16 protein-coding genes and 1 tRNA gene are annotated in these 16,277 nt (G+C 66.0%); 10 read left to right on the top strand and 7 right to left on the bottom strand.

Translation table 11 applies throughout. The annotated features are described in order from the left end of the window. Positions 1–16 precede the first annotated feature (16 nt). Positions 17–499, top strand: coding sequence for a (2Fe-2S)-binding protein (locus I6N89_RS15465; RefSeq protein ID WP_076706226.1), 483 nt, complete (start codon positions 17–19; stop codon positions 497–499). Between the two features lie 12 nt (positions 500–511). After that, positions 512–1,330, top strand: coding sequence for a xanthine dehydrogenase family protein subunit M (locus I6N89_RS15460; RefSeq protein WP_328805891.1), 819 nt, complete (start codon positions 512–514; stop codon positions 1,328–1,330). A 53-nt stretch (positions 1,331–1,383) separates the two neighbouring features. On the opposite strand, the gene I6N89_RS15455 is transcribed toward I6N89_RS15460, so the two are convergent. Both I6N89_RS15455 and I6N89_RS15450 read right to left on the bottom strand, forming a co-directional pair. Further along, positions 1,384–2,562, bottom strand: coding sequence for an acetyl-CoA C-acyltransferase family protein (locus I6N89_RS15455; RefSeq protein WP_207019322.1), 1,179 nt, complete (start codon positions 2,560–2,562; stop codon positions 1,384–1,386). A 94-nt stretch (positions 2,563–2,656) separates the two neighbouring features. Then, entirely contained in the window at positions 2,657–4,000 is a 1,344-nt protein-coding gene (locus I6N89_RS15450) for a mechanosensitive ion channel family protein (protein WP_207019321.1), read from the bottom strand. A gap of 277 nt (positions 4,001–4,277) precedes the next feature. Between I6N89_RS15450 and leuC the strand changes: the two genes are divergently transcribed. Both leuC and leuD read left to right on the top strand, forming a co-directional pair. Continuing rightward, entirely contained in the window at positions 4,278–5,702 is a 1,425-nt protein-coding gene (gene leuC / locus I6N89_RS15445; protein ID WP_207019320.1) for a 3-isopropylmalate dehydratase large subunit, read from the top strand. Between the two features lie 10 nt (positions 5,703–5,712). Then, positions 5,713–6,318 carry a 3-isopropylmalate dehydratase small subunit gene (gene leuD / locus I6N89_RS15440; protein WP_207019319.1) on the top strand — a complete coding sequence of 202 codons (606 nt, stop codon included), beginning with the start codon at positions 5,713–5,715 and terminating at the stop codon, positions 6,316–6,318. A gap of 251 nt (positions 6,319–6,569) precedes the next feature. Here the strand turns inward: leuD and I6N89_RS15435 are convergent, their stop codons facing one another. Next, on the bottom strand, positions 6,570–7,259 hold the full coding sequence (locus I6N89_RS15435; RefSeq protein WP_328805890.1) for a 3-oxoacid CoA-transferase subunit B: 690 nt from the start codon (positions 7,257–7,259) through the stop codon (positions 6,570–6,572). Then, the gene (locus I6N89_RS15430; protein ID WP_207019318.1) at positions 7,259–7,912 is read right to left on the bottom strand and encodes a CoA transferase subunit A; all 654 of its coding nucleotides are present in this window, start codon (positions 7,910–7,912) and stop codon (positions 7,259–7,261) included. The genes I6N89_RS15435 and I6N89_RS15430 overlap by 1 nt, the downstream gene beginning before the upstream one ends. 380 nt (positions 7,913–8,292) lie before the next feature. On the opposite strand from I6N89_RS15430, the gene I6N89_RS15425 reads away from it, so the two are divergent. Further along, positions 8,293–9,111, top strand: coding sequence for a hypothetical protein (locus I6N89_RS15425; protein ID WP_207019460.1), 819 nt, complete (start codon positions 8,293–8,295; stop codon positions 9,109–9,111). A 23-nt stretch (positions 9,112–9,134) separates the two neighbouring features. Beyond that, positions 9,135–10,055, top strand: a complete 921-nt coding sequence (locus I6N89_RS15420) for an endonuclease/exonuclease/phosphatase family protein (protein ID WP_207019459.1) — start codon at positions 9,135–9,137, stop codon at positions 10,053–10,055. On the opposite strand, the gene I6N89_RS15415 is transcribed toward I6N89_RS15420, so the two are convergent. Further along, positions 9,994–10,908, bottom strand: a complete 915-nt coding sequence (locus tag I6N89_RS15415) for an epimerase (protein ID WP_207019317.1) — start codon at positions 10,906–10,908, stop codon at positions 9,994–9,996. The genes I6N89_RS15420 and I6N89_RS15415 overlap by 62 nt on opposite strands. A 93-nt stretch (positions 10,909–11,001) precedes the next feature. On the opposite strand from I6N89_RS15415, the gene I6N89_RS15410 reads away from it, so the two are divergent. Then, positions 11,002–11,898, top strand: coding sequence for a LysR family transcriptional regulator (locus I6N89_RS15410; RefSeq protein ID WP_207019316.1), 897 nt, complete (start codon positions 11,002–11,004; stop codon positions 11,896–11,898). 56 nt (positions 11,899–11,954) lie between these two features. Then, positions 11,955–13,058 carry a 3-isopropylmalate dehydrogenase gene (gene leuB / locus I6N89_RS15405; RefSeq protein ID WP_207019315.1) on the top strand — a complete coding sequence of 368 codons (1,104 nt, stop codon included), beginning with the start codon at positions 11,955–11,957 and terminating at the stop codon, positions 13,056–13,058. Positions 13,059–13,147: 89 nt separating this feature from the next. Here the strand turns inward: leuB and I6N89_RS15400 are convergent, their stop codons facing one another. Continuing rightward, a complete protein-coding gene (locus tag I6N89_RS15400) occupies positions 13,148–14,758 on the bottom strand; it encodes a Na/Pi cotransporter family protein (RefSeq protein ID WP_207019314.1) in 1,611 nt (536 codons plus the stop codon). A 137-nt stretch (positions 14,759–14,895) separates the two neighbouring features. Here I6N89_RS15400 and I6N89_RS15395 point away from each other — a divergent pair, with 137 nt between their 5' ends. Together I6N89_RS15395 and I6N89_RS15390 are read left to right on the top strand one after the other, a co-directional pair. Further along, on the top strand, positions 14,896–15,861 hold the full coding sequence (locus I6N89_RS15395) for a DMT family transporter (protein ID WP_207019458.1): 966 nt from the start codon (positions 14,896–14,898) through the stop codon (positions 15,859–15,861). Positions 15,862–15,906: 45 nt separating this feature from the next. After that, positions 15,907–15,983: transfer RNA gene (locus I6N89_RS15390), tRNA-Pro, on the top strand. A gap of 26 nt (positions 15,984–16,009) precedes the next feature. On the opposite strand, the gene I6N89_RS15385 is transcribed toward I6N89_RS15390, so the two are convergent. Continuing rightward, on the bottom strand, positions 16,010–16,277 hold a 268-nt coding region (locus I6N89_RS15385; protein ID WP_207019313.1), incomplete at its 5' end, for a transposase.

Genomic DNA, 16,277 nt, shown 5'->3' with positions numbered 1-16,277 from the left:
CGACAAGGAGACCGGCATGACCGAAGTAACCATCACCGTGAATGGCGCGCCGCAGACCCACGATGTCGAGGACCGGACGCTGCTCGTGCATTTCCTGCGCGACCATGCGGGCCTGACCGGCACGCATGTGGGCTGCGACACCACGCAATGCGGCGCCTGCACCGTGCATCTCGACGGGCGGGCGGTGAAATCCTGCACCGTGCTTGCGGTGGCCGCCGATGGCGGCGCGGTCACCACCATCGAGGGTCTGGCCGAGGGCGACACGCTGTCGGATCTGCAACAGGCGTTCAAGGACAATCATGGGCTGCAATGCGGCTTTTGCACCCCGGGCATGGTGATGGCCGGCACTGACCTGATCCGCCGCTATGGCGGGGCGCTCGACGAGGAGACTGTGCGCGAGCAGCTCGAAGGCAATATCTGCCGCTGCACCGGATATACCAATATCGTCAAGGCGGTGCTGGATGCCGCCGGCAAATACCGCGCGAAGCAGCAGGCATAAGGGGGCGCCGCGATGTATATGTATGACTTCACCTATCGCCGCCCGAAAACGCTGGACGAGGCCGCCGCGCTCTGGGGCGAGTTCGACAGCCCCAGTTTCGTCTCGGGGGGGCATACGCTGATCCCCACGATGAAGAACCGGCTGGCCGCGCCGGATGTGCTGATCGACCTGCGCGCGATCCCCGAGCTCAAGGGGATCCGGCGCGAGGGCGACCGGCTGTTGATCGGTGCCGCGACCACCCATTACGAGACCTCGACCTCGGATCTGGTGAAAGACGCGATCCCGGCGCTGGCGGCGCTGGCGGGCAGCATTGCCGACCCGCAAGTGCGGTACGTGGGCACAATGGGCGGCTCGGTCGCCAATAACGACCCCTCGGCGGATTACCCCGCGGCGGTGCTGTCGCTGGGCGCCGATGTGGTGACCAGTCAGCGGACGATTCCAGCAGAGCAATTCTTCGACGGGCTGTTCGGCACGGTGCTGGAGGAAGGCGAGATCATCCTGCATTTCTCCTTCCCGATCCCCGACAGCGCCGGTTACGCCAAACTGTGCAGCCAGGCTTCGCGTTATCCGGTGGCGGGCAGCTTTGTCAGCCGGACCGGCGACACTGTCCGTGTCGCGGTCACCGGCGCGGGCAATGACGGTGTGTTCCGCTGGAGCGCGGCGGAAGATGCGCTGGCGAGAGAATTTGCTGCGTCCGCGCTCGACGGGCTGCTGCCGGAGGCTGATGACATGATCGCCGATCTCAATGGCTCCGGCGCCTATCGCGCGCATCTGGTGGGCGTGGTGACCCGCTATGCGGTCGAAAATCCGGGAACCGCTATCGTGCGCTGAACAGCCGGGTGCCGGGGCAGGGGATCCCTGCTCCCGGGACCGCGCGTTCTGCCTCAGATCCGCTCAATCGCCAGCGCGATGCCCTGGCCGCCGCCGATGCACATGGTGATCAGCGCCTTTGTGCCGCCGGTCCGCTCCAGTTCGTACATCGCCTTGACGGTCAGGATCGCACCGGTCGCGCCCACCGGGTGGCCGAGCGCGATGGCGCCGCCATTGGGGTTCACCTTGGCCGCGTCGAGCCCCAGCCCGGCATTCACCGCCAGCGCCTGCGCCGCAAACGCCTCGTTCGACTCGATCACGTCGAAATCCGCGACCGAGAGCCCGGTGCGTTCCATCAGGGTCTTGACCGCCGGGATCGGGCCGATGCCCATCACCTCGGGGCGCACCCCGGAATGGGCATAGCCGAGAATGCGGGCCCGGGGTGTAAGCCCGGCCTTTTCCGCCACCTCGGCGCGCGCCAGCACCAGCGCGGCGCCGCCGTCATTGATGCCGCTGGCGTTGCCCGCCGTCACGGTGCCGTCCTTCTGGAAGGCCGGGCGCAGACCCGCCAGCGCCTCGGGCGTGGTGGCCTTGGGATGCTCGTCGGTGTCGAAGGCCACCGTCTCGCGCCGGGCCTTGACCTCGACCGGCACGATCTGCTCCCTGAAATAGCCCTCGGCGATGGCTCTGGCCGCGCGCGCCTGGCTCTCGGCGGCAAAGGCATCCTGCGCCTCGCGGGAGATGCCGTGCTCCTTCGCGACATTCTCGGCGGTCACGCCCATATGGCCGGTGCCGAAGGGGCAGTTCAGCGTGCCGATCATCATGTCGATGGTACGGATATCGCCCATCTTCTTGCCCCAGCGCTGATCGGGCACGATGAAGGGCGAGCGCGACATGCAGTCGGCGCCGCCTGCCAGTGCGAAATCCGCGTCCCCGAGCATCAGCGACTGCGCCGCCGAGACGATGGCCTGCGCGCCCGAGCCGCAGAGCCGGTTGACGTTCATCGCCGGCACCGTCTCCGGCGCGCCCGCCTGCATCGCCGCCACGCGGCTGAGATACATGTCGCGCGGCTCGGTGTTGATGATATGGCCAAAGACCACATGGCCGAGCTGCCCGCCCTCGACGCCGGCCCGCGCCAGCGCGGCCTTGGCCGCGACGGTGGCCAGCTCGATGGGCGGCGTGCCGGCGAGCGCCCCGCCGAACGTGCCGATGGCGGTGCGTGCGCCGCTCAGAATGACGATCTCGTCGGGCATTGCGATCTCTCCCTTGCCGTGTCTGGCGGCACTATGCGGAGCCGTCCGGCCCTTGTCAGCCGCAACGTCCCGTCACAACCGCGCCGGGATGCGCTCAGTCGAGCGCGCGGGAGGGCGCCTCGTTCAGCATCCTCACCTCGCGCTGCGGGAAGGGAATGCTGATGCCATGCTCCTGGAAGGCATCCCAGAGCGCGAGATAGACATTGCCGCGGATATTGGTGAGCCCGCCGGTGGGATCGCGGATCCAGAAGCGCAGGATGTAATCCACCGAACTGTCGCCGAAACCGACGATATGGCAGACCGGGGGCTTTTCGCTCAGCACCCGGGTCACGCTCTGGGCGGCCTCGATGGCAATGCGCCGCACCTTGTGCGGATCGTCGCCATAGGCGGTGCCAAAATAGATGTCGAGCCGGACGAAATCGTTGGAATGCGACCAGTTCACCACCTGCCCGGTGATCAGGTCTTCGTTGGGGATCAGGTATTCCTTGCCGTCCCGCGTGGTGATCGAGACATAGCGCGCCCCAAGCGCGTTGATCCAGCCGAACGTGTCGCCCAGCGAGATCACGTCGCCCGGCTTGATCGACTTGTCGAGCAGGATGATGACGCCGCTCACCAGGTTCGACACCACCTTCTGGAGGCCGAAGCCGAGCCCGACGCCGATGGCGCCCGACAGCACCGCGAGCCCGGTCAGGTCGACCCCCACCAGCTTGAGAGCCAGGAAGAACGCCGCGCCGTAGAGCAGCACCTGGAGGAACTTGACCGCCAGCACCTGCATCGACGGGCTGATATTCTCGTTCCGCCGGATGCTGGCCGCACTGGCGCCGGCAAGGAAGCGCGCCATGGCGATCAGTGCGATCAGCAGCACCACCGCCTGCAAGGACAGCCAGAGCGACAGCCGCGCGCCGCCGAGGTCGATGGCAACGCTATCGAGCAGCGCCTGCACCTCGTCGCCGAGCCCGAGGATCGAGATCGTGACCCAGGCCCAGGCACCATAGCGCAGTAATGTGCGCAGCGCCGGGTTGCGGATCAGCCGGGTCGCCAGGGCGATGCCCAGCCAGGCGCTGGCCAGCTGCGCGATAATGGTCAGCAGATAGGAACGCGACGGCCAGGTGACCTGTTGCATCACCCCGATCACATGCCAGATCAGGATAACGAAAAAGATCATCCTGAGCCGCCGTTGCAGCACGATCAGGATGCGCATGCGCCAGGTCGGCCAGCCCTCGCGGCCACGCATCCAGTCGCGCATCATGGGCGCCAGGTAATGCGCCAGCACCTGCGCGATCAGGAACACGATCAGCGCAATGCCGATCTGGTAGAAATTCCACGGCCTGAGGAAGCTCGTCAGAAAGCCTTCGGCCTGCGCGAGCAGCGCCAGGGCGGTGGCCTGAAGCGACTCGAACGGCGCCTGCCCGGAGCCAGTTGCCTCGTTGGGGTTCATTGCTCGCTGCCCTTGCTCATCCCGGATAGAGTTGCATCGGGGCGGGCGCGGGACAAGTGCCTTGCACCGGCTGCCTCTTGATCGGCGCGGGCAGAATCTGTATCTCGCTCGCATGACTCCGGTTTTCGACCTCGGCGACCGCGCGCGACTGCGTGAACGGTTCTACGGCGCCACCTTCTCGGTGCTCGCCCGGCTATAAGCCTGTCCAAGCCTGCCCCGGCGCGGGACAGATGACCTGCGCCCAGCCCCAAGCCAATACCATTCCGGAGAGGAACCCATGTCCGGCAAGACACTCTACGACAAGATCTGGGACGCCCATGTCGTCCAGCAGGACGAAGACGGCACCTGCCTTCTCTATATCGACCGTCACCTCGTGCATGAGGTGACCAGCCCGCAGGCCTTCGAGGGTCTGCGCATGGCGGGCCGCAAGGTGCGCGCGCCGCAGCGCACCATCGCCGTGCCCGACCACAATGTTTCGACCACGCCCGGCCGCAACGAGGGCGTCGAGAAGAACGAGGAAAGTCGCATCCAGCTCGCGGCGCTCGACAAGAACGCCAAGGATTTCGAACTGGTATATTACCCGGTCGACGATATCCGCCAGGGCATCGTGCACATCATCGGCCCTGAACAGGGCTGGACCCTGCCCGGCATGACCGTGGTCTGCGGCGACAGCCACACGGCGACGCATGGTGCCTTCGGCGCGCTGGCCCATGGCATCGGCACCTCCGAGGTCGAGCATGTGCTTGCCACGCAGACGCTGATCCAGTCGAAATCCAAGAACATGAAGGTCGAGATCACCGGCAAGCTTGCACCGGGCGTGACGGGCAAGGACGTGACCCTCGCGGTCATCGCCCATACCGGCACCGGCGGCGGCACCGGCCATGTCATCGAGTATTGCGGCGAGGCGATCCGCTCGCTGTCGATGGAAGGCCGGATGACCGTCTGCAACATGGCCATCGAGGGCGGCGCCCGCGCCGGCCTGATCGCGCCGGACGAGACCACCTTCGAATACGTCAAGGGCCGCCCGCATTCGCCCAAGGGGGCGCAGTTCGAGGCGGCGCTCGCCTGGTGGAAGACGCTCTATTCCGACGATGACGCGCATTGGGACAAGGTCGTCACGATCCGCGGCGAGGACATCGCGCCGCTGGTCACCTGGGGCACCTCGCCCGAGGACGTGCTGCCGATCACCGGCACCGTGCCCGCGCCCGAGGATTTCACCGGCGGCAAGGTCGAGGCGGTCAAGCGCTCGCTGCAATATATGGGGCTCGAGGCAGGCACGCCGCTCACCGAGATCGAGATCGACACGGTGTTCATCGGCTCCTGCACCAACGGGCGGATCGAGGATCTGCGCGCCGCGGCCGAGGTGCTGAAGGGTCGCAAGATCAAGGACGGCATCCGCGCCATGGTGGTGCCGGGCTCCGGCCTCGTGCGCGCCCAGGCGGAGGAAGAGGGGATCGCGCAGATCTTCATCGACGCCGGTTTTGAATGGCGCATGGCGGGCTGCTCCATGTGCCTGGCCATGAACCCCGACCAGCTCGCCCCGGGCGAGCGCTGCGCGGCCACTTCGAACCGCAATTTCGAGGGCCGTCAGGGCAAGGGCGGTCGCACGCATCTGGTCTCGCCGGCGATGGCGGCGGCGGCGGCGGTCACCGGGCACCTGACCGATGTGCGCGAACTGATGCAAGAGCCGGTCTCGGCCTGAGGAGAAGAACATGGAAAAGTTCGAAAAGCTGACCGGGATCGCGGCGCCCATGCCGCTGGTGAATATCGACACCGACATGATCATTCCCAAGCAGTTCCTGAAGACGATCAAGCGCTCGGGGCTCGGGGTGCATGCGTTCGAGGCGCTGCGCTATCTAGATGACGGGTCGGAAAATCCCGATTTCGTGCTGAACAAGCCGCAATACCGCGAGGCGCAGGTGCTGGTTGCCGGTGACAATTTCGGCTGCGGCTCGTCGCGGGAACACGCGCCCTGGGCGCTGGCGGATTTCGGCGTCAAGGTGGTCATCTCGACCTCCTTCGCCGACATCTTCTACAACAACTGCTTCAAGAACGGCATGCTGCCCATCGTCATGCCGCAGGAGGCGGTGGACGCGCTGATGAAGGATGCCGAAAAGGGCTCCAACGCGCGGATGACGGTGGATCTGGAAAACCAGGTGGTGACCACCTCGGACGGCGAGGCATTCGCTTTCGAGATCGATCCGTTCCGCAAGCATTGCCTGCTCGAAGGGCTCGACGATGTCGGTCTGACCATGGAAAAGGTCGGCGCCATCGACAGCTACGAGGGCGCCGTGGCGCAAAGCCGCCCCTGGGTATGATGCCAGACGAGACCGGCCTCCGGATCTCGTCCGGGGCGTTAATGGAAAGGCGGAGGCTTATGTCTCCGCCTTTTCCTTTTTCTGGGGTGTCGCACCCGCGTCGCCGTCCGGCCGGCCTCCGGCGGGGATATTTTCAGCCAATGGAAACCTCATGTGCTTCCATTGGCCCGAAATATCCCGGGGGAGTCGCGGCTTGCCGCGACGGGGGCAGCGCCCCCGCCCGGTCGGATCGCGCAGGCGATCCGACCCGCTCAGACGGTTTGCGACAGATCCATCTCGGGGATGTCGCCGGAGATCACCAGCTTTGCCTCGGTCGCGGCGACCACCTCCTCGACGCTGACGCCGGGGCCGGTTTCCAGCAGGTGCAGCCCGTCGTCGCGCGGCTCAAGCACCGCGAGCTCGGTGACGATCAGGCTCACCCGGCGCTGCGATGTCACCGGCAGGTCGCAGGTCTGCACGATCTTCGACTGGCCCTTGGCGGTGTGGATCATCGCCACGATGACCTTCTTCGCTCCGGTCACCAGATCCATCGCGCCGCCCATGCCGGGCACGAACTTGCCGGGGATCATCCAGTTCGCCAGATGCCCCTGCGCATCCACCTGCAAGCCGCCCAGAACCGTCAGGTCGAGATGGCCGCCGCGGATCAGGCCGAAGGAAAACGCCGAATCGATGGTCGAGGCGCCGGGCACGGCGGAGACGAAGCTGCCGCCGGCATCGGTGAGGTGGCGGTCGGTCATGCCCTCGGGCGGGCGGTGGCCCATGCCGACGGCACCGTTTTCCGCCTGGAAGAACACCCCCATGCTCTCGTCGAGATGATCCGAGACCAGCGTCGGGATGCCGATGCCGAGATTGACCAGCGTCTTCGGCTTGATCTCCATTGCGACGCGGCGGGCGATGATTTCCTTGGGGTCCATCTTGGTAAAGTCGATCAGGTCTTTCATCACGCGGCCCTCTTGATCACATGGTCCACAAGCACGCCCGGGGTCTTGACCGCATCCGGCGGGATCACCCCCACCGGCACGATTTCCTCGGGCTCGGCGATCACCACATCGGCAGCGAGCGCCATGATCGGATTGAAATTCGTCGCGGTCAGCATGTAGGTCAGGTTGCCCACGTAATCGCAGCTGCGCGCCGCGATCAGCGCGAAATCCGCGCGCAGCGGGGTTTCCAGCAGATAGGTCTTGCCCTCGACCTCGACCGTGGGCTTGCCCTCGGCGATCAGCGTGCCGAGCCCGGTGGGCGTGAGCACCCCGCCAAGCCCCGTGCCACCGGCGCGGATGCGCTCGACCAGGGTGCCCTGCGGCACAAGCTCGACCTGGAGCTCTCCGGCGCGCATTTTCTCCTGCACGTCCGGGTTCACGCCGATATGGCTGCCGATGAACTTCTTCACGCAGCCGGCCTTGACCAGGGGGCCCACGCCGCAATGCGGGCGGGCAGCGTCGTTTACGATCACGGTCAGGTCTTTCTTGCCGGCCTCTGCCAGCGCGCGGACGATGCCGTCCGGCGTGCCGACCCCCATGAAGCCCGAGAGCATCACGCGGGCCCCGTCCGGGATCATCTCCGCGACCTCTTCTAGCGAAATCGCCAAATGCATCTGTCAGTCCCTCCTGTCCAAACCTGTGCGTCCGCGACAGGTTCAACGCCTGTTTGCCGCCGGCGGCCTTGCGGCAGGTCAAAGCTCGGCGCAATTCATGGAAAGCGGGTAAAGACACCTCACTTTTCAATATTTTGTGTTCATTTCCGCCGGATACGCAATGCCGCCTGTGCAATGATGCAAAAACGCACCGTTTTCTTCATGAAAGCGCCTGATTCCCGATGTCTTTGTTAACTGAACCTTGCCGTCTCGTGGGAAAGTGGGCAGAAATTGGGCAAGAATGAGGCATACCGCCACAAAGGCGGGGTCAGGTGTAAACGGTGGCGCGGCAATGTACCGGGCCCGGCCGGACCGAAAGGGCAGGTTCAGTGATCAAGCGGATGGTGAAAGCCGGCACGCGCGCCGTATTGATGGCATTGCTTATTGCAATGCCCGCGCTGTTTCTGCCCGGCACTTCTGCCGACACCACCCAGATGATCGCGCTGCTGGCGCTGGTTGCCGCGCTGCTGACCTTTGTCGAATATATCGGCGATTACCCTTCGATCATCGAATTCCGCGATGCGCCGCCCTTCAACCGGCTGCGCTTTGTGGCGCTGTTCTCGACAGTGCTGGTGCTGACCCTGATCTGCCGTGGCGAGCAGTATCCGACGCCCATCAGCATCGTGTTGGAGCAAATCGGTGTGACCGTGGGCAGCCTGCTGGACTTTCCCTATTCGCCGGTGCGCCTGATGGTGCTGGTGGCGCAAGAAGACATGAGCACGCATCAGCTCGACCTGATCCGCAGCCATGCCGGCCTGTCCTATCTGATCTCGCTCATTACCATGGCGGCGTTCTTTCTCATGGTGCGGCTGCTGCACTGGCCGATCCGCCACGGCGCCTTTAACTTCTGGGTCAACCTGCCGCTCTTCGACCCGACGGCTGGCGGCGACGTTCTGCACAGGCTCAAGCGTGACGGTCACGTTAACATTGCATTAGGGTTTCTTCTGCCATTCCTGATCCCGGCGGTGATGAAACTGGCCTCGGCGTTGATCGACCCGATCTCGCTGACCGAGCCGCAGAACCTGATCTGGACGATGAGTGCATGGGCGTTTCTTCCGGCAAGTCTGATCATGCGGGGTATGGCGTTGATGCGTATTGCCGAGCTGATCGAGGAAAAGCGCCGCCGCGCCTATGCTCAGGCGGATTTGCAGGCGGTCTGAGGTTCCTGTTCTTGCTGCTCGCGATGGCGCTGCCCGCCAGGGCGGAGCCGGTGCGGCTGGCCACCTGGCATGCCGATCTTTCGCGCAACGGGCCGGGGCTGCTGCTGCGCGATCTCCTGAGGGACGAGGCCCATGCGGTGGTGGCCGAGATCGTGGCGGCGGACCCCGATATCCTGCTGCTCACAGATATCGATTACGATCACGACGGGGCGGCGCTGAGCGCGCTGGCCGATAGGTTGGCGCAGGCCGGGGCGGATTACCCGCATCTGTTCCAGCAACGCCCCAATACCGGCATGGGCACGGGGCTGGACCTCGATGGCGACGGGCGGCTCGGCGGGCCGCGCGATGCGCAGGGCTATGGGCGTTTCAGCGGGCAGGGCGGCATGGCGCTGCTGTCGCGACACCCGGTGCGGCTGCGGCGCGACTTCACCGCGCTGCTCTGGCGCGACCTGCCGGGGAACCTGCGCGTCGCAGAGGATCCGGCGCCGCAGATCCAGCGGCTGTCCTCATCGGCGCATTGGGCGCTGGAGGTCGACACCGGCAGCGGGCCGCTCACGCTGATGGCCTGGCATGCCACCCCGCCGGTCTTCGACGGTCCCGAGGATCGCAACGGCCGTCGCAACGCCGATGAGCTGACGTTCTGGCGGCACTATCTCGACGGCGGGTTCGGTGCGCCGCCGGTGCAGCCCGTGTTGATCGGCAATGCCAATTTAGACCCTGAGCGCGGCGATGGCCGCCACGAGGCGATGCGCGCGATGCTGGGGGATGCACGGTTGCAGGACCCGCTGTCGGGCAAGCCCACGGTTGATTGGGAGCAAACGGGGCCGATGCGGGTGAGCTATATCCTGCCGGCGGCGGATCTGCGGGTGGCCGGGGCGGAGGTCAGGCCGCCCGTTGACGGCCAGCGCCATCGGCTTGTGCGCGTGACGCTGGATCTGCCCTGAGCCCGGCCACCGCAAGCCGCAGCGCGTCTTCCACAGGGGTGTCGCGGAACTCCGGGCACAGCGCGCGGAACGGCGCCGGGTCGAGCCGGTGCGGCATCGACCAGAGATAGCGCATCTCGAGCAGCCGGCGCGCCAGCGGCCAGGCAGGGCGGGCCAGATGCAGCGGCAGCCAGGACATGCGGCGCACGCGCAGCTCTTGCCCCAGCATCTGCGAAAGCTGCGCGGCCATCTCGGCGCCGCTCAGCGTCATGCCGGGAAACGGCATGTCGGTAAAGCGCGGCAGACGCTCGCGCCGCTCGGCGATCTGGACGGCGGCGCGCGCCAGATCGGGCAGAAAGGCCCAGGCATGCGCTACATCCGGGTCGCCGGGATAGGTCAGCACGTCATTCCCCAGCGAGGCGGCGATGACCCGGTCGAACCAGTTGCCCGAGGCGCAGGTGTCGAGGAAATCGCCCGCACGCAGCAGAATCACCGGCAGGCCCGAGTCGCGCAGCAGCGCCTCGGTCTCGATCCGCAGGCGACCGAGCGGGTTCTGCGCCCTGTGCGGGGTGTCGGCGCGCAGCAGTTCGGGCGACCCGGCGCCATAGACATAGAGGTTCGCGGCCTGGAGGATGGTCGCGCCAGAGGCGCGCGCGGCGGCAATCACCTGCTCGGTCTGGCCGGGCAGGTCGGCGGCCCAGCGGGGATAGGGCGGGTTCCAGCCGTTTACGATCAGGTCGGTGCCCTGCGCGGCAGAGATCAGATCGCCGCCGCGCCGAAACAGCGTTACCCGCCAGCCGGCATTCCAGAACGCTTCGGCGGCGTGGCGGCCGAACCGTCCGCGCCCGCCGAGAATCAGAACAGTGCCCGTCATGGTTCTTCTCCGTGTTTCGAGACTGGCGCAGTATCTGGCATTCAGTTTTCGGAGGATATTGCCGAATTTTCTCTATGTGATATTCATTTTTGAATGGATAAGCCGCTCACAGATCTCGACTGGTCTTTGGTGCAAAGCTTTCTCGCCGTGGCCGAGACCGGCTCGCTGTCGGCGGCGGCACGGCGGCTTGGCGCCAGCCAGCCGACGCTGGGGCGGCAGGTGCGGCAGATCGAAGAGGCGCTGGACGTGACGCTGTTTACCCGCCAGCCGCGCGGACTGCGGCTGACGGAAACCGGTGCGGAGCTCTTGCCCCATGCGCAGGCGATGCGCGACGGGATGCGCGCCTTCGGCATCGCGGCGGCGGGTCGGGCGGAGCGGCTTGCGGGGCCGGTGCGGATCACCGCCAGCGGGGTTTCGGCGCATCATCACCTTCCGCCGGTGCTGGCGCGGATCCGGGCGCTGGAGCCGGAGATTTCGCTCGACCTGGTGCCCAGCGACCACAGCGAGAACCTGCTCTATCGCGAGGCGGATATCGCGCTGCGCATGTACCGGCCCGATCAGCTCGACATCGTGATGAAACACCTGGGCGATCTGGAGCTGGGACTCTACGCGGCGCAGGGCTATCTCGACCGGGAGGGCCGGCCCGAAACGCTGGATGCGCTGTGGCGGCACGATCTGGTTGGCATGGACCGCAGCGATACGATGCTGCGCGCCATGCGCGAGATGGGTTTGCCGGCGACCCGCGACTGGTTCGCCACCCGTTGCGACGATTTCGTCACCACAGTCGAGCTGGTGCGCGCTGGTTGCGGCATCGGCGTGCTGCAATGCAACCTTGCGGCGCGCGACCCGTCGCTGATGCGGCTGTTTCCCGATCTGCCGATCCCGTCGCTGCCGGTCTATCTGGCCGCGCATGAGGCGATCCGCCGGGTGCCGCGCATCCGCAGGGTCTGGGATCTGCTCGAAGAGGGCCTCGCGCCCCTGTTTTCTTGACCATTCCGAGCCCAGAGGCTACCGCATGCGGGAACTTCCGAGGAGAGGATATTCCCATGAGCAACCCTTCGCTTCTGATCCTGCCGGGCGACGGCATCGGCCCCGAGGTGATGGCCGAGGTGCGCCGGATCATCGACTGGTACGGTGACAAGCGCGGTATTTCGTTCGACGTGAGCGAGGATCTCGTGGGCGGCGCGGCCTATGACGCGCATGGCACGCCGCTGACCGACGAGACCATGGAGAAGGCGCAGTCGGTCGACGCCGTGCTGCTGGGCGCCGTGGGCGGTCCGAAATACGACGTTCTGGATTTCTCGGTGAAGCCCGAGCGCGGCCTGCTGCGTCTGCGCAAGGAGATGGATCTTTATGCCAACCTGCGCCCGGCGCAGTGTTTCGACGCGCTGGCGGATTTCTCCTCGCTGAAAAAGGACGTGGTGGCCGGGCTCGACATCATGATCGTGCGCGAGCTGACGAGCGGCATCTATTTCGGCGAGCCGCGTGGCATCATCGAAGAGGGCAACGAGCGCGTCGGCATCAACACCCAGCGCTACACCGAGTCGGAAATCGACCGGGTGGCCCGTTCGGCCTTCGATCTGGCGATGAAGCGCGGCAAGAAGCTGTGTTCGATGGAAAAGGCCAATGTCATGGAATCGGGGATTCTGTGGCGCGAAGTGGTGACCGAGGTGGGCAAGGACTACCCCGAGGTCGAGCTGAGCCACATGTATGCCGATGCCGGCGCCATGCAGCTCTGTCGCTGGCCCAAGCAGTTCGACGTGATCGTGACCGACAACCTCTTCGGCGACCTGCTGTCCGATGCCGCCGCGATGCTGACCGGCTCGCTGGGAATGCTACCCTCGGCCTCGCTGGGGGCGCCGATGGAGAACGGCCGTCCCAAGGCGATGTATGAGCCGGTGCACGGCTCGGCGCCCGATATCGCGGGGCAGAGCAAGGCCAACCCCATCGCCTGCGTGCTGAGCTTTGCCATGGCGCTGCGCTACAGCTTCGACATGGGCGCCGAGGCCGACCGTCTGGAAAGCGCGGTCTCCAAAGTGCTGGCCGATGGCGTGCGCACGGCGGATCTGCTGGGCGAGGAAGGCGTGTCGCCGGTCTCGACCTCGGGCATGGGCGACGCGATCCTCGCGGCGCTGGACGCCAGCCTTTGACATAGGCGCGTTGCGGTGGGCAAATTGCCCACCCTACAGCCCCGGTGCGCCATCCCGTAGGGTGGGCAATCTGCCCACCGCACCGGCTCTCACACCTCTCCTGCCGCGACCGGCGCCATCCGTTCCGACACCGGCACGTCTGGCGTATCGCTCGCGGCCAGCTCGCCGTAATGCACGCAGCGCGCGGCGTTATGCGCCGTCCGCTCCAGCCAGCGCATCGCGTCGGTGAGTTCGAATACGTCGCGCACTCCCACCAGCCCCGCATGTTCGCGCAGCAGCGCCGAGCGCCGCAGCCTTTGCGTGCGCCCGGCGATGAGCCGTTCCAGCCGCTCCAGCGCCGCCCCGGTGAGCCCGCCCTCGGACTGCGCCCCGCGCCGCATGGCGGCGCCAAAGGCCAGCGCGGGGCGGCGCAGTCCGATATCCGTGGTCAACCCCTGCATGTCCTCTTCCTGCGTCAGTCGGTGCGCGAGCCGGGTCAGGTGATCGTATTGATGCAGCAGCGCCGAATAGCGGTTCATCAGATGCACCGCGTCGGCGGGGATCTGGATACGCGCCAGATAGAGATGCAGCTCGTCCAGAGCAGAGTCGAGCCGCCGCGTGGTATCTGCCGATATCCGTCCGCCGCCGGGCCGCAGACAGCGTCCCAGTGCGCCGAACATCTCGCGCATGATCCGACCCGCACAGCCGCGCGCCGCGTCCATTGCCGCGCTGGGATCGTCGAGCAGCCTGCGGTTCAGCGCTTCGGTGAGGGCGGCGGCCCGTCCGGGCACCAGCCGCTCGATGAGTCGTGCGAAGGGCGCGGTGACCGGCAGCATGATGACCACCCCCGCGACGTTGAAGATCGTGTGAAATGCCACGAGCGCAGTGGGCTCCTGCGGGCCGAGCAGCCCCGCGAGAAGCGGCACGATCAGACCCAGCAAGGCAAAGGCCACGGCGCCGGTCACAACGTTATAAGCCATATGCGCGATGGCGGTGCGGCGCATGTCGAGTGAGCCGCCCACCGTCGCGAGGATCGCGGTGAAGGTCGTGCCCACATCCATGCCGATGATCAGCGCGGCGCCCTGGCCGAGCGTGATCGCGCCCGAGCTCAGCAGCACCAGCGTCGCCGCGACCCCGGCGCTTGAGGACTGGATCACCACGGTGACACCGGCACCCAGCACCAGCAGCAGCGCGCGCCCGGCCCAGCTGTCCGGCGGCAGGATGTCGGGCGAGAGCCAGGCTTCGAACCCGGCGGCGCCCTCCTGCATCATGTCGAGACCGATGAAGACCAGGCTGAACCCTGCCAGCAGCCGCCCGACCCGGGCCAAGGTGCCGTGCGAAAGCGTGGCGGCCAGCGCCCCGGCCAGCAGGCCGGGCAGGGCGACGGTGCCCAGTTTCAGCTTGAGCCCTAGCAGCGCGACGATCCAGCCGGTCATCGTGGTGCCGATATTGGCGCCGTAGATCACCCCGACTGCCTGCGGAAAGCTCATCAGCCCGGCGCCGACAAAACCGATAACGGTCACCATGGTCGCGCTCGACGATTGGATCACCGCGGTGGTGGCGGCGCCCGACAGCGCGCCGGTCAGCGGCGAGGTGGTGAAGCGCGACAGAAACGCGCGCATCTGCCGGCTCGCCAGCTCGCGCAGCGCGCCGGTCATCGACTGCATTCCGAAGAGGAACAGCCCGATGCCGCCCAGGATCGTCAGAATGTCCAGTTGCATGTCCGGCCTCCCGCAGAAGCCATGGCACCTGCACAAATCCACCGCAAGCCATCGCGCCGCGCACCGATGGCTCTTGTTGCGGGCGGCGCGCGGTGCAAGGGTTCCCTCGGGTTTGACAATCGATGGCTGTGGTCTGGATGGGACAGAATGCCAAAGGCGCGCTCTTCGCGCTGCTCTCCTTCGCGGTTTTTTCCGGCCATGACGTGGTGGTGAAACTGTTGGGCGCGCATTACAGCCCGTTCCAGATCGTGTTCTTTTCGGTGCTGTTCAGCTTTCCGCTGGTCAGCCTCATGCTGATCCGCGACACCACGCCGGGCCATCTGCGCCCGGTCCACCCCTGGTGGACGGCGCTGCGCACCGTGGCGGCGGTGGTCACTGGGCTTTGCGCCTTCTACGCCTTTTCGGTGCTGCCGCTGGCGCAGACCTATGCGATCATCTTCGCGCAGCCGCTGCTGATCACCGTTCTGGCGATTCCCATCCTTGGCGAGCGGGTGCGCCTGCGCCGCTGGATTGCGGTTCTGGTGGGGCTCGCCGGTGTCCTTGTGGTGCTGCGCCCGGGCAGTACCGATCTGACGCTGGGCCACGCGGCGGCGCTGGTGGCGGCAAGCTGCGGCGCGCTCTCCTCCATCGTGGTGCGCAAGATCGGGCAGGAGGAGCGCTCCGTCGTGCTGCTGCTCTACCCGATGCTCACCAATTTCATCCTGATGGCCTGCGCGCTTCCCTTCGTTTATCGGGCGATGCCGCTGCCGCATCTGGGCGGTGCGGGGGTGATGGCGTTGCTGGCACTCACCGGCTCCTTCGTGCTCATTGCCGCTTATCGTTCTGGCGAAGCGGTGGTGGTGGCGCCGATGCAGTATTCGCAGCTGCTCTGGGCAACGCTCTACGGCGCGCTGATCTTTGACGAATGGCCCGACCGGATGACGCTGGCGGGGGCTGTGCTGATCATTGGATCCGGCGTCTATATCGTGCTCCGCGAGGGGCGGGGGAGGGTGTCCGAGAACACCCCGGTGCTGCGCACGCGCACCCGGTTCGAGACCGGAACCTCGTTGCGCATCGGCCCTCTGCTGCGCACCATGCGAAAGCGCGAAAAGAGTGTCGAATGAGCGCTTGCCAAAGCGTCTCGCCTGAGCTATTCCGCCCGCCACGGTCGGAGTGTAGCTCAGCCTGGTAGAGCACTGTCTTCGGGAGGCAGGGGCCGGAGGTTCGAATCCTCTCACTCCGACCAATATTTTCAATAGGGTCTATTCCAGCTCAGCGCCTGAGCGGATTTATTCTGCACGATCTGAGCAGGAGTTTATAGAGGTTCTGATCGCGTGTGTTGAAGCGGAATTCAGTCTCCTTTAGAAAGACGGGAAAGCTGGTTTTTCGTAGCCCGTTGAATTTCTGATGTCGGCGCTTGGCGTAGCTCCAGAAGCTTTCGATGCCGTTGATATGGACACCGTTTCTGGCGAACTGAGCCTTGCCGTGATTGATCCGGTGATGGCGCTTGAAGCCGGCCTCGACCAGACCGTCATAGGAG

Source organism: Salipiger abyssi (genome assembly GCF_017311415.1).
Classification (GTDB): Bacteria; Pseudomonadota; Alphaproteobacteria; order Rhodobacterales; family Rhodobacteraceae; genus Salipiger; species Salipiger abyssi_A.
Note: the sequence above shows the minus strand (reverse complement) of the source record. Positions and strands in the feature narration are given on the sequence as shown.

Bases quoted from the DNA above. Each gene is read 5' to 3' on its own strand.
- I6N89_RS15400 (WP_207019314.1), bottom strand. From the start codon at position 14,758: ATGCAACTGGACATTCTGACGATCCTGGGCGGCATCGGGCTGTTCCTC.
- leuD (WP_207019319.1), top strand. From the start codon at position 5,713: ATGGAAAAGTTCGAAAAGCTGACCGGGATCGCGGCGCCCATGCCGCTG.
- leuB (WP_207019315.1), top strand. From the start codon at position 11,955: ATGAGCAACCCTTCGCTTCTGATCCTGCCGGGCGACGGCATCGGCCCC.
- I6N89_RS15425 (WP_207019460.1), top strand. From the start codon at position 8,293: ATGGTGAAAGCCGGCACGCGCGCCGTATTGATGGCATTGCTTATTGCA.
- I6N89_RS15460 (WP_328805891.1), top strand. From the start codon at position 512: ATGTATATGTATGACTTCACCTATCGCCGCCCGAAAACGCTGGACGAG.
- I6N89_RS15450 (WP_207019321.1), bottom strand. From the start codon at position 4,000: ATGAACCCCAACGAGGCAACTGGCTCCGGGCAGGCGCCGTTCGAGTCG.
- I6N89_RS15395 (WP_207019458.1), top strand. From the start codon at position 14,896: ATGGGACAGAATGCCAAAGGCGCGCTCTTCGCGCTGCTCTCCTTCGCG.
- I6N89_RS15435 (WP_328805890.1), bottom strand. From the start codon at position 7,259: ATGAAAGACCTGATCGACTTTACCAAGATGGACCCCAAGGAAATCATC.
- leuC (WP_207019320.1), top strand. From the start codon at position 4,278: ATGTCCGGCAAGACACTCTACGACAAGATCTGGGACGCCCATGTCGTC.
- I6N89_RS15420 (WP_207019459.1), top strand. From the start codon at position 9,135: ATGGCGCTGCCCGCCAGGGCGGAGCCGGTGCGGCTGGCCACCTGGCAT.
- I6N89_RS15465 (WP_076706226.1), top strand. From the start codon at position 17: ATGACCGAAGTAACCATCACCGTGAATGGCGCGCCGCAGACCCACGAT.
- I6N89_RS15415 (WP_207019317.1), bottom strand. From the start codon at position 10,908: ATGACGGGCACTGTTCTGATTCTCGGCGGGCGCGGACGGTTCGGCCGC.
- I6N89_RS15455 (WP_207019322.1), bottom strand. From the start codon at position 2,562: ATGCCCGACGAGATCGTCATTCTGAGCGGCGCACGCACCGCCATCGGC.
- I6N89_RS15430 (WP_207019318.1), bottom strand. From the start codon at position 7,912: ATGCATTTGGCGATTTCGCTAGAAGAGGTCGCGGAGATGATCCCGGAC.
- I6N89_RS15410 (WP_207019316.1), top strand. From the start codon at position 11,002: ATGGATAAGCCGCTCACAGATCTCGACTGGTCTTTGGTGCAAAGCTTT.